The following is a 12458-nucleotide window of genomic DNA, read 5'->3' as shown; positions in this document are numbered from 1 at the left end:
GACTCACCATTACTGCGTCGCGATCGACGACCGCGGGAATGCGTTGCTGTCACGTCGAGTGGCCAACGACGAGACCGGCCCGAGGGTGTTGGTCGAGGTTTGCGTGCTCGCCTGGTACGCCCGGGTCATGCAAGGAGCCGCGGCACCACGGTCTGACCGTGCACACCCCGCCGAGGCCGCCGCCGGACCCGATCAAACACCTCGTGTGGTTCGCGAAAGCATCGACGAGGACTGCGGGTTGTCACTACTGTTATGCCTCATATCCCCGGGGACATGATCACGGATCTGTTCGGACACACCCGCCCACGTACCAAGGTCTCGACGTGGGCCGTGTGGTGCCGGCGCTCATCCCGATCGTGTCGATCGGATTGGCGATGTGGTTGCCCTTTCTTCTATCTCGCGAACCTTCGCCGTCGGCAGCGTGCCTGATTCCTCACGGTGGTGTTCGCGCTGGCGACGGTGTTCTACGTGGCCGCGGCGACCACGACCGAGCATTCGCCGCTCGCGAAGATCCTCGCGACGGCCGTGCTCTTCTTCATCCTGTTCGCGTCGGTGTACGCGTGGCTGGAGACGCGGCCGAAGCCCGCCTGACGCGAACTAGCCCTCGTCGCAGCCCTGTTGGGCGATAGGGGCACTCTTGTGTTCTATTCGGCGCTGGCCTCTTCCAGGGTTTCCTGCCACACCACACGCGGCCGGATCACCTGCACTCCATCGATTTTGTGTCCCACGGGGAAGCCGCCGTCCTGGGTCATCAGATAGTCGCATCCGAGTCTGATGGCGCAGGCAAGATGCAGCACGTCCGCGCTGTTGAACCGCTTGCCGCGTTCGGACTTGGTGTGGTGTTCTGCAGAGAGCCGCACGGCGTCCTGTGCGATGAAGTCATCTATCTCTGTCCACGCATGGTCCGGGGACTCGAACCATTCGACCAGCCGCTTCGCGACGTTCCCGCTCCGCTTGGCGCGTACTCGCGCATGACCGTTGCAGCAGACCTCAGCATGGATCAGAGACGAGCCGGCAAGACGGATCTGTTGTCTGTCAATGGCGTCGAATACTGTCTTCGCCGCACGCCACCGCTCCTCACCAGTGTCACTCTGAAGCTCGGCGCTGTGCACAATCAGATCAAGGTAGATCGAGGAGTCCACGTATACGAGTGGCGTAGGAATGAAAGCCGCTTTAGCCACCTCTCACCTCATACAACCACTCGTCGACCGAGATGCCTCCCAGCCAGTCGGGATCAACGCCGAGCAGTTCGTCCGCGATGGGGCGTTGCGCGCCAGAATCCGGCAGGACTCGAAGACGCTCTACCTGGATGCTGATGGCTTGACCTCGGTCGTTGCGAGTGATGATGCCGCCCACGCGCACCCGGCTGCCGAGCGCCGCCCGGGCTTGGGCTCGCAGGTCTTCGTCGGCTTCGGTCGGGATGACGCCTGAGACAGCGCGGCGGGTCGTCTTGTCGAAAATGCTGATCCGCATGCGGCTCTTGTGGCGGAGGTTGGCGATGTCGAGAACGCCGGTCACGGAACCATGGACGCGGCGGCGACGGCGCACTGCGGCGGTGCCGTTCGCGCGAACCGCTTCACTGAGAACCGCAGCGGGACCCACGCGTCCGTTGAAGAGAGCAACGGATACCTCTTGGACTCCCTGGCCGGGAGTGCCGGCACGGATGACGTGCCTGACGGCTTGGTCGATGTAGTAGGGCGGCACCTCTGGATTGTCAGCAAGGTGGTTGACGCCGTCGACGAGGGCTTGGATGGGAAAGAGCATGTCGCTCATGGACCGTTCGAGGTGTTCTCTCGCGGACACTCGTGCGATGAGGTGGGTGCTGTCGCTTCGAAGGTCGTTCACGATCCATTGCGGCCTGACTCCTCGGGCGAGGTAGGCACCATCGATGTCGGTCAGGGCCGAGATCATGTGGTTCAACGACGTGGTGAATCGCGGAACATCGACGCCCTCGGCGCCTTGGCGAATGCTTACCTCAAGCCCACGCACTCCCATGGTCTCCACCCTTCCGACGCCTGGTGGTGTAAGCGTGGCAGGCGCATGTCTCATGGTCCCCCCATTGACACGAAGCGGCCAGGCTAGAAGATATCGAGACGCAGAAGGATGCAGCTTTCGCCGACGAGGTGTGATCGACACCGAATCTTCACACTGTGCTCGAAGTCGTCTGTTTACGCCATGTCGCCGACCCAGTGCGGCCGCCCGTCCGGCGGATCCGCAGGCTTGTACATCCGCATTGGGATATCGCGCACGCACGCCACCCCACGCGGCCTTCCACGCGGCGTGGGCATCGGCCCGGGGCATGAAAAAGCCCAGGTCAGCGAGCTGACCTGGGCTTCGTTTCGGGTGGGCACAGACAGACTCGAACTGTCGACCCCTGCTTTGTAAGAGCAGTGCTCTAACCAACTGAGCTATGCGCCCGGACGTGAGAGGACAGCCTACCGAATCCGTGGGGGTGGTTGGTGCCGTTGGGTCGTGGGGGCGGTCACTTCGTCGGGAAGTGGGAGGTGGCGGGGGTGGTGGTGGGGATGCGGCGGAACCAGGGGAGGCGGGTCAGGGGGGTGGCGATGGTGATTTCGGTGGGGCCGTGGTGGGTGGTGCCGTCGTCGGCCAGCCAGGTGCCCGGGGGGATGGTGACCTTGCGGGAGCGGGTGCCCTTGGTGGTTACGGGGGCGACCAGGATTTTGTCGCCGAGGAGGAATTGGTCGGTGATGGCGGCGTAGCCCCGGCCGGGGAAGACGTAGTCGAGGGGGAGCTGGATCGGCTCGCCGGTGTGCGCCGCGGCGCGGGCCAGGGCCAGGATCTCCGGGCCCAGGTCGGTGTGCAGACGGGCGGCCTCGCGGCAGATGTCGAGGTGTTCCGGATCCAGCACCCGCCACGGCGCCGCGGAGAATTGCATCATCGGGAACAGTGCCGCGGTCTGCGCGTAGCGGACGAACAGCTCGGGGTCGAAGCCTTCGCCGTCCGGGCCCGGGACGAAGCGGAACTCGCCGCCGCCGATCATGTCCGGGCACGTGAACGCATGGCCCGTGATCGACTGCGCCAGCGCGTTCGGGATCAGGCTGTCCAGGCCGAACCGCCCCTCCCACAGGTGGTACTTGTCCTGTTGGCGCTGGGCCAGCGGCAGCCCGGCCGCCCGCCAGGAGTCGCGGAACTCGTTCAGCGGCCATTGCGCGCCGAACCGGTTCCATGCGTGCGTGTACGCCTCCGGATCGGCCACGCCGAGCGCGCGCCAGAACGGCGCGTCGCCGCCGTCGAACTTGAACCCGTCGATACCGATCGACTCCTGAAGCTCCGTCAGTTGTGTACGCAGCCAGGCGGTCGCGTTCGGATCCAGCAGGTCCAGCCCCGCGCTGTAGCCGTTCCACCACGCGTGCACGCCGAAGTACCCGTCCGGGCGCCGGATCAACAAGCCCTGATCGTTGAGTTGCCGGCAGGTGGGCGAGTCCGGGGTCACGTACGGCACCAGCCACAACATCACCCGGAAGCCGAGTTCGTGCAGCCGGGCGACCATGCCGGCCGGGTCCGGGAAGCGCCCCGGGTGGAACGTCCAGGTCCCGTAGTCCTCGCTCCAGCGGTCGTCGATCATCAGTACGCCAGGCGGGAATCCGTTGCGCAGCAGGTCCTCCGCATAGCCGAGCACCTTGTCCTGGGTGGGCTCGAAGACCGTCTCGATCCACAGGTTGTACTGCGGCGCGGTGAACAACAACGGATCCGGCAACCCACCGGTGGCCGGGTAGTGACGCTGCATCACCTCCAGGTACGCGTCCCGCAATGTGCCGCCCGCCGCCACACCGGTATCGACGACCACATCCGCCGCGGAGGCGGCCTCGGAGCCCGTAGGACCCGCGAGGCCCACGGAACCCACGGAACCCGCGGAACCCAAGGAACCCGCGGAACCCGAGGAACCCGAGGAACCCGAGGAACCCGAGGAACCCGAGGAACCCACAGAGCCGAAGAAGCCCTCGGACACTACCGCCGCGTCCCCGGCCACCTCGATCACCGGCCGCCCGTCCAGCATGCGAAACGCGAACGGCCGGGTGCAGTGCACCCATCGGCCGTGGTCGGAGAGCAGCACCGGCATGCCCTGATTGGCCTTCACGTCCCGCAGGTCGATCTCGTACCCGTCGGCGAACGGCATGTGGCGGCCGTCGGCGGCGGCTCCGCCCCACCAGTGTTCACCGGCACGTGGTTCCAGCACGAGCACGCGCCCGTCGACCGACCCGTCATTCGTCATGTCGCCCAGCTCTCCCACGTTCTCGCTCCCCTACCCGCCCACCAACCACCGCCGGCAGGCCACCATCCGAACCACGCCCGCCACCCAGTGCCCGCAGGCCACCATCCGGCCCACGCCCACCACCCGGTGGCGGCGGGCCACCCAACCGGCCCGCCGCCACCCCACCCCGACGCGCCACCGGCCGCCCGTCGCCCGCCGCCCGCCGCCCGCCGCCCGCCGCCCGAATCGAGCCTCGAACCACCGCTCGGCCAAAGCGCCGACCACCATCACCGCCGACCAAGGCGCCGCGCGCATCACCTGATCAGGCGTCACTTCATGCTGAAACCCTGCTCCTTGCCGAACGAGGTGATCCGCTCCTGCCAGTTGGACAGCGCACCAGGCAAGTCCCCACCGGGCTTGTAGACCTGGCCGATGGTGTCCTTGAAGATGCTGTTCGCGTACACCTGGAACGGCAGGTACTGCCACTCCGGGCGCACCGCGCCCGACATCTGCGCGAACACCTCGTTCGGCTTCGTGCCCGGGAAGTATGGGAGTTCGGCGCCGCGGAAGCCCGGGTCGTCGAGCAACAGCCGGGTCGCCGGGAACAAGCCGACGTCGGTGTTCAGCGACTTGACCGCCTCGGGGTCGGTGTTCAGCCACGTGGCGAACGCGACCGAAGCCGCCTTGTTCTTGGCCTGCTTCGTCACCGCGACGGACGAACCGCCGTTCTCCGCACTGCCCGGCGCGCCGTCACCGGTCGGCATCGGCGCGACGGCCCACTGACCCGCGCCCTGCGGGATGTTCTTCTGCAACACCGCGGGTGCCCACGCACCGGCCATCCACAGCGCGTACTTGCCGGCTCCCATCGACTTCCACCACTCCTCGTTCCAACTCGGAGTGGACTCCACCGTCTTGTCGGCCAGCATCGGGCCCCACGTAGCTGCCCACTTCGCCGTACCCGGATCGTCCTTGAGCTTGACCGCGGCCGACGACTCCCCGGAGACCTGGTACGGCTTGCCGCCCTGCTGCCAGATCAGGCTGTTCGCCTGGCCCGCGTCGCCCGGGTCGAGGTAGGTGACGAAGTTCCCCGGGTCGGCCGCCTTGATCTTCTTGCCCAGCTCGGCGACCTCGGCCCAGGTCTTGGGCGGCGTCGCACCGAGCTTGTCCAGGATGTCCTTGCGGTAGAACATCGCCATCGGTCCGGTGTCCTGCGGGACGCCGTAGATCCCGCCGGCCACGTTGACCTGCGACCAGGCGGACGCGGCGAACTTGTCCCGGAGCGAAGCGGAGCCGAAGTCGGCCAGGTTGACCAGTTGCTTGGTGATCGCGAACTGCGGCAGCGCGAAGTATTCGATCTGCGCCACGTCCGGCGCACCGTTGCCGGCCTTCAGCGCGGCCTGCAACTTCGTGTACTGGTCCGCCGATTGGCCCACATTGACCAACTTGACGTGCACCTTCGGGTACTTCTTCTCGAAGAGCGCCACCGTCTTGTCGATGTTGGGCACCCAACTCCAGAAGGTGATCTCGGCGGGCTGGTCGAGAGCCCCCGCGACCGCCGCCGGGTCGGCCTGCTTGCCGCCCTTGTCGTCATCGGACTTGGAGTCCGATCCGCACGCGGCAAGCGACAGGGCGAGCGCCGCGACGGTGACTGCGGCGGTCATCGAAGTCGACCGGCGCGAGCCGAGTCGACCGGGGATCGACGGTTTTGCGTTCATCTGTAGCCACTCCAAAGAGGATTCGCGAACTCGGGGACGGGCGAAAGAGGCATGCGAGATACAAAGACGCACAAAGGAGATACAAAGAGGCGTAAAGGAGAGACGGTAGGCCCGACTACGAAACGAGGAAGCACCAACAGCACCGCTGCGGTAGGACGAAGCGCCTCAGCGGAGAACCCGAGCACCGGAGCTCAGGAGCACCAGACACCGGAGCACAAGAGCACCGGAGCACCGAAGCTGTGGCAAACGAAAGCGCTGCCACACCAACACCGGAACACCCGAGAGCCCCAGGCAACGCCCCGGACCACAACCGCAGGCGCCCCCGCAGGCCACACCCGCAGCCCCCGCCCACCACCCGCACCCACACCCACACCCACACCCACTCGTGCTACTGCTTGACCCCACCCGCCGAAAGACCCGACTGCCAAAACCGCTGCAGGAACAGAAACGCCACGATCAGCGGCACGATCGCCAGCAGACTGCCGGTGAGCAGAATCGGATAGATGGGCGTGTCGCCTGCGACGCTGCCGCCGTTGGCCTGACCGTTCCACCGGTTGAGGCCGACGGTCAGCGGGAACCAGTTCGGGTCGTTGAGCACGATCAACGGCAGGAAGTAGTTGTTCCAGGTAGCCACCAGCGCGAACAGCAGCACCGTCACGAAGCCCGGCGCGAGCAACCGCAGCGAGATGGTGAAGAAGATCCGCAACTCCCCCGCGCCGTCCATGCGAGCGGCTTCCAGCATCGCGTCCGGCACCGCGTCCGCCGCGTACACCCGCATCAGGTACAGCCCGAACGGACTGGCCAGGGACGGCAGGATGACCGCCCACGGGGTGTTCACGATGCCCGCGTCGCTGAACAGCAGATACGTCGGCACCGCCAGCGCCGTTCCCGGGATCGAGATCGCGCCCAGCACGAGCGCGAACATCAGCCTGCGTCCGGCGAATTCGAACTTGGCCAGCGCGTAACCGCCGAGCGTGGCGATCAGCGCGGCGCCGCCCGCGCCGACCACCGAGTACAGCAGGTTGTTGGCGAACCAGCGCAGATAGATGCCGTCCTCGTAGGTGAGGACGTCGTGGACGTTGTCGAAGAACGCGAAGTCGTCGGCGAACCACAACCCGCGCGAGGAGAACAGACCATCGTTGGACTTGGTCGAACCGAACGTCAGCCAGACCAGCGGCAGCAGCGTGTAGGCGAGCATCAGCGCCATCGCGACGGTCAGCGCGGTGCTCTTGCGATCGCGGCGCCCGCGCCGCGGCCGTCGGCTGCGCGGGCGCAGGGGCCCGGTCGGCGCCTCGTCGGTCGCGGCCGGGCGATCCGGCAGGGTGGAGGTGCTCACTGCATGCGCTCCCGTCGGGCGGTGGCCAGTTGGACCAGGTACGCGACGAACACGGTCACCACGCCGAGAACCACCGCGATGGCGGCCGAGTAGTTGAACTGCCGTCCGCTGAAGGCGAGGTTGTAGGCGTACAGGTTCGGGGTGTAGTTGGTCGGCACCGACGCCGGGGCGAGCGCCTGGAGGATGCTCGGCTCGTTGAAGAGTTGGAAGCTGCCGATCACCGAGAACGTGGTGGCCAACAGCAACGCCGGTTTCAGCGCCGGGAGTTTGATGCTCCAGGCCTTGCGGAAGGAACCGGCCCCGTCCATGTCGGCGGCCTCGTAGAGCTCGTCGGGGATCGCCCGCAGGGCCGCGTACAGGATCAGCATGTTGTAACCGACGTAGGACCAGGTCACCACGTTGCCGATGGACGCGAGCATCCAGTCCGGGCCGAGCAGGTCGGGCAGTTGCGTGCCGAACAGGTCACCCACCTCGGCCGCGAGGCCGAACCGGTCACCGTAGATGTAGCCCCACATCAGTGCCGCGACCACGCCGGGCACCGCGTAGGGGATGAATATGCCCACCCGGAACAGGCCCGGCGCACGCAGCCGGCCACTGTCGATGGCCAATGCCATGAGCAGCGACAGGGTCAGCATCAGCGGTACCTGGATCGCGAAGAACAGCGCGACCCGGACCAGTCCGGCGGAGAACAGGTGGTCGCTCAGCGCCTTCGAGTAGTTGTCGAAGCCGACGAAGACCGTGCCCCCGATCATCCGGTCCTCGTACAGGCTCAGCCGGAACGCGTAGGCGAGCGGCGCGGCCACGCCGATGACGAAGACCACCAGGAAGGGGAAGAAGAAGGCGTGGCCGGTGAGGTTGCGCCGCAGGGCGCCGCGCTTCACCGCGGGCCCCGGCGACGGCACGGGACCGGATCGACTCTCACGCAAGGTCCTCCGGGACGCTCGGCGGGGGATTTCGGGAACAGCGGTCGCAGGGATGGGCGCCTGCCGTGTGAATGTTTGCGCCAACATCGCGGCGCGTTTCGAGAGTGTTCCGTCAGCCCGACGACCTGTCAATAGCCATCTCTGCGGGAAACTTCCCGCAGGAATGCGGCTTTTGGCGACCCTTCGGAGTCGATCGCGACGCGCTGTTGACCCTGGATTGTGTTTGCGCGAACATGAGCGAATCCGCCGCCCGGCGCGGATGCCGTGAGTGAAAGGATCGGGGCATGGCGAAGGACGGAGAGGTAGCGAAGCCGGGATCGGGCGGGCCGTTCGAAACGCGTACTCGGCCTCCGTCCATGGCCGATGTCGCCGAGATGGCGGGCGTCTCCAGCCAGACCGTCTCGCGCGTCGCCAACAACCGCAGCAACGTGGACGAGGCGACCCGCGAACGCGTGCTCGCCGCGATGCGGATGCTCGGCTACCGGCCCAACACGGCCGCGCGGGCCCTGGCCACCGGCAAGTTCCGGATGCTCGGCGTGATCAGCTTCGGCCTGAACGCGTACGGCAACGCCCGCACCCTGGAGGCCATCGTCACCGCGGCGCAGGACGCGGACTACTCGGTGAACGTGGTGAGCGTGCGGGCGCAGACCGAAAGCGCCGTGCGCGACGCCTTCGATCGACTCACCATGCAGGCCGTGGACGGGATCATCCTGATCGAGGCACAGATCCTGGACACCCCCGCGCTACGGCTGCCCTCCGGCCTGCCGGTGGTCGTGGTCGACGGGGAGGAGAGTCGCCGGCATCCCGGCGTGGACACCAATCAGGCCGAGGGCGCCCGACTGGCCACCACGCACCTGCTCGATCTCGGCCACCGCACCGTGTGGCACGTCTGCGGCCCCCAGGACTCCTACGCCGCCCGGCGGCGCGCCGAGTCCTGGCATCGCACGCTCAAGGCGGCCGGGGCACCCGTCCCGCCGCTGCTGTACGGCGACTGGAGCGCCGCCAGCGGCTATGCGGCCGGCCTCGAACTGGCCGCGAATCCGGAGGTCTCCGCGGTCTTCGCGGGCAACGACCAGATGGCGCTGGGTGTGGTGCGCGCGCTGCACGAGGCGGGTCGCTCGGTCCCGGGCGAGGTCAGCGTGGTGGGCTTCGACGATCTCGCCGAATCGGCCTGGTTCCTGCCCTCGCTCACCACCATCCACCAGGACTTCGAGGAGGTCGGCCGGCAGTGCGTGGCACTGCTGTTCGACCAGTTCCGCACCGGTCATGCCACCGTCCACGGGGCAACTCCGGTCGCCCCGACCCTGATCGTCCGGGACAGCACCTCGGCGCCACCCGTCCCCTGACGGGCCGTCCCCTGACGGGCCGTCACCACCCGACACCCCCGCCGACGCGTCCCCACCGACACGTCGCGACCCGGCACGACCCCGCACACCGAAGCGGCAACCAGGCGAGCCGCACACCACGCAAACCCCGCGCATCCAGGGCCTGCACACCACTGCCCTGACCATCCGGGCCCGACCATCCGGGCCTGCACATCAGGGCCCTGCGCATCCGGGGCCGCACATCAGACCCCGGCCACCGGGGCGGCCATAAACGAAAACCGCGCCCCACCCATGCCGCGCCATGCCACCCATACCGTCCCATACCTCGCGACCCGTACCGCGCCACCCAAGCCGCGCCCACCGAGACCCGCACCGCCCACCCCGGCCCGGCGAAACGGACCACCCGTCCGCCCGCGCCCAGGATCGGCACGCCCGTCCCCGATACGCCCCGCCCCCGTATCACCCCGGTTCGATCCGCGCAGCGCCCGCACCCCACTCGTCCTCAGCGACCTCGAAGTGATCCCGAAGGAGAAGTGGCGCCCGACCGAACGGCCTTCGGCTCCGGCGTGCCACAACGCACCGATGAACGACACCACACACAGCCTCGCCGGCCGGATGGCCGCCCTGCGCGCCCGCCTCGGCGGCATCGGCTTCGGCGCCGACTACAACCCGGACCAGTGGCCCGAGGCCACCCGCGCCGAGGATCTGGCGCTGATGGCCCGGGCCGGGGTCACCGTGGTCAACCTCGCGATCTTCGCCTGGGCCCGGGTCGAACCGGCCCGCGACGCCTACGACTTCGCGTACTTCGACCGGGTGATGGACGACCTGGCCGCGCACGGGATCACCGCCGACCTCGCCACCATGACCGCCGCACCGCCGCCGTGGCTGGTCACCGAGCATCCCGAGGTGCTGCCGGTGACTGCCGACGGCACGGTCCTGTCCCCCGGCGGCCGGCAACACTTCTGCCCGTCCTCGCCGATCTTCCGCGACCGCGCCGCGCGCCTGGTCGAGGCGGTCGCCACGCACTACCGCGACCACCCCGCGCTCGGGCTGTGGCACGTCGGGAACGAATACGGCTGCCACGTCGCGGAGTGCTTCTGCGACACGTCCGCCGCCGACTTCCGCCGCTGGCTGAGCGAGCGATACAAGACCGTGGACGCACTCAACGAGGCGTGGTCCACCGACTTCTGGTCCCAGCGCTACGCGTCCTTCGACCAGGTCCTGCCGCCGCGCACCGCGCCGACTTACCCGAACCCCTCCCAGCAACTCGACTTCAAGCGCTTCGGCAACGACGCGCTGCTCGCGTGCTTCGCCGCGGAGACCGCGATCCTGCGCCGGATCACCCCCGACGTGCCGGTCACCACGAACTTCCTGGCCGGCCTCAAGAGTGTGGACATGTACGACTGGGCCCCGGCCATGGACGTCCTGTCCCTGGACAGCTACCCCGACCCGAACTGGGAGCAGGCGCACATCGGTGCGGCGATGAGCTACGACGTGATCCGCTGCGCGGGCGGCGGCGAACCGTGGTTGCTCACCGAACAGGCGCCGTCCGCGGTCAACTGGCGCGCCCGCAACGCGGCCAAGGCGCCCGGCCGGATGCGGCTGTGGAGCTGGCAGGCGGTCGCCCAGGGCGCGGACGCGATCATGTACTTCCAGTGGCGGCAATCCCGGGGTGGTGCCGAGAAGTTCCACTCCGGAATGGTGCCGCACGCCGGTCCGGATACCCGCGTCTTCCGGGAAGTCACGGATTTGGGCGCCGAGTTGGCCCTGGCCCCGGAACTGGTCGGCACCCGGATCCGCAATCGGGTCGCGCTGCTCACCGACTGGCACAGCTGGTGGGCCCTCGAACTCGACTCGCATCCCTCCGACGCCGTTCACCACCTCGACCGTGCGCTCGACCACTACGCACCGCTGTTCGACCTCGGCGTCGGCGTGGACGTGGTGCATCCGGGAGCCGATCTGTCCGACTACCGCCTGGTGATCGTGCCGAGCCTGTACCTGCTGTCCAGCGAACACGGCGACAAACTCTCCCGCTTCGTCGCGGAGGGTGGATCGCTGGTCGTGTCGTTCTTCAGCGGGATCGTCGACGAATGCGACCGGGTGCACCTGGGCGGCTACCCGGGTCCGCTGCGTGAGGCGCTGGGCGTATCCGTGCAGGAGTTCTGGCCGGCCGATGCCGGAGCGGTGTTCCCGGTACGCGGTGTGGAGGCGTCGGGCGACACGCTGTCGACGGGTACCGGCGACCTGTGGCGCGAGGACGTCACGCTCAAGGGCGCACGGGTCGAGCTGGAGTTCGCCGGCGCCGAGTGGGACGGCCGGCCCGCCGCGACCGTCCACACTCACGGCGCGGGCATCGCACGCTACATCGCGACCCGCCCGGACGCCGCGACCATGCGCGCCCTGATCGCCCGCGCCTGTGCGGACGCGGGCGTCGATCCGGTGCTGCCGGTGCTGCCGCGCGGCGTCCAGGCCTCCATCCGCGCCGGCGACGGGTACGACGTACTCGTCCTGCTCAACCACACGGACGCGACCCACGAGGTCGACCTCCCGCACGATCGCCGGGACTTGCTCACCAAGGACCGAGCAATCACCCGCCGAATCACCCTGGCCCCCCGCGCAGTGGCAGTCCTCGGATCACTACCGCCCAACCCCACACCGCAACCCGAATAGGCACCCCCACACCCCCCGACCGCACCACCAGCGCCACCGCACCACCGGCGCCACCGCACCACCGGCATTGCCGGCACCACGGGCACCACGGGCACCACGGGCACCACGGGCACTACCGGCACCACCACACCACGGGCACTACCGGCACCCACCGGCGCCACCGCACCACCGCACCACCGCACCACCGCACCACCGCACCACCGCACCGAAGACCCAACCCGACCCGCACACGCGCTTCCGCACCAGTCGCACCGCCGCACCGCCTGCACTTCCCTC

The 12458-nt window shown here is 68.2% G+C and carries 10 protein-coding genes and 1 tRNA gene; 4 read left to right on the top strand and 7 right to left on the bottom strand.

The window, feature by feature from the left end; genetic code table 11:
- Positions 1-438 precede the first annotated feature (438 nt).
- Positions 439-591, top strand: a complete 153-nt coding sequence (locus ACIBM5_RS13810) for a hypothetical protein (protein WP_396007019.1) — start codon at positions 439-441, stop codon at positions 589-591.
- A gap of 53 nt (positions 592-644) precedes the next feature.
- Here ACIBM5_RS13810 and ACIBM5_RS13805 read toward each other — a convergent pair whose 3' ends face one another.
- The 4 genes from ACIBM5_RS13805 to ACIBM5_RS13790 all read right to left on the bottom strand — a co-directional run bounded on the left by ACIBM5_RS13805 (position 645) and on the right by ACIBM5_RS13790 (position 4234).
- Positions 645-1142, bottom strand: a complete 498-nt coding sequence (locus tag ACIBM5_RS13805) for a type II toxin-antitoxin system VapC family toxin (protein WP_396007018.1) — start codon at positions 1140-1142, stop codon at positions 645-647.
- Between the two features lie 31 nt (positions 1143-1173).
- On the bottom strand, positions 1174-1995 hold the full coding sequence (locus tag ACIBM5_RS13800; protein ID WP_396007017.1) for a hypothetical protein: 822 nt from the start codon (positions 1993-1995) through the stop codon (positions 1174-1176).
- Between the two features lie 349 nt (positions 1996-2344).
- A tRNA-Val gene (locus tag ACIBM5_RS13795) sits at positions 2345-2418 on the bottom strand.
- Positions 2419-2482: 64 nt separating this feature from the next.
- Positions 2483-4234 carry a glycoside hydrolase family 31 protein gene (locus ACIBM5_RS13790; protein ID WP_396007016.1) on the bottom strand — a complete coding sequence of 584 codons (1752 nt, stop codon included), beginning with the start codon at positions 4232-4234 and terminating at the stop codon, positions 2483-2485.
- Here ACIBM5_RS13790 and ACIBM5_RS13785 point away from each other — a divergent pair.
- Positions 4233-4535, top strand: a complete 303-nt coding sequence (locus ACIBM5_RS13785; RefSeq protein ID WP_396007015.1) for a hypothetical protein — start codon at positions 4233-4235, stop codon at positions 4533-4535. The two genes, ACIBM5_RS13790 and ACIBM5_RS13785, sit on opposite strands and share 2 nt — an antisense overlap.
- A gap of 7 nt (positions 4536-4542) precedes the next feature.
- Here ACIBM5_RS13785 and ACIBM5_RS13780 read toward each other — a convergent pair whose 3' ends face one another.
- From ACIBM5_RS13780 to ACIBM5_RS13770, 3 genes are all read right to left on the bottom strand, one after another.
- Positions 4543-5874: an ABC transporter substrate-binding protein gene (locus ACIBM5_RS13780; protein ID WP_391581447.1), complete on the bottom strand. Its 1332-nt coding sequence runs from the start codon at positions 5872-5874 to the stop codon at positions 4543-4545.
- A 442-nt stretch (positions 5875-6316) separates the two neighbouring features.
- The gene (locus tag ACIBM5_RS13775; protein ID WP_396007014.1) at positions 6317-7264 is read right to left on the bottom strand and encodes a carbohydrate ABC transporter permease; all 948 of its coding nucleotides are present in this window, start codon (positions 7262-7264) and stop codon (positions 6317-6319) included.
- Positions 7261-8145 (bottom strand): carbohydrate ABC transporter permease, encoded by an 885-nt coding sequence (locus tag ACIBM5_RS13770; RefSeq protein ID WP_396007012.1) that lies wholly within the window; start codon positions 8143-8145, stop codon positions 7261-7263. Before ACIBM5_RS13770 ends, ACIBM5_RS13775 begins: the two co-directional genes overlap by 4 nt.
- Positions 8146-8543: 398 nt before the next feature.
- Here ACIBM5_RS13770 and ACIBM5_RS13765 point away from each other — a divergent pair, with 398 nt between their 5' ends.
- Positions 8544-9533, top strand: coding sequence for a LacI family DNA-binding transcriptional regulator (locus tag ACIBM5_RS13765; protein WP_396007011.1), 990 nt, complete (start codon positions 8544-8546; stop codon positions 9531-9533).
- 561 nt (positions 9534-10094) lie between these two features.
- Positions 10095-12182 carry a beta-galactosidase gene (locus tag ACIBM5_RS13760; protein WP_396007010.1) on the top strand — a complete coding sequence of 696 codons (2088 nt, stop codon included), beginning with the start codon at positions 10095-10097 and terminating at the stop codon, positions 12180-12182.
- Positions 12183-12458: the final 276 nt, after the last annotated feature.

Origin of the sequence: Embleya sp. NPDC050493, from assembly GCF_044458105.1 — a bacterium.
In the GTDB taxonomy this organism is placed as follows: domain Bacteria; phylum Actinomycetota; class Actinomycetes; order Streptomycetales; family Streptomycetaceae; genus Embleya.
The sequence above is the reverse complement of the archived record's forward strand: the minus strand, read 5'-3'. Positions and strand labels throughout refer to the sequence as shown.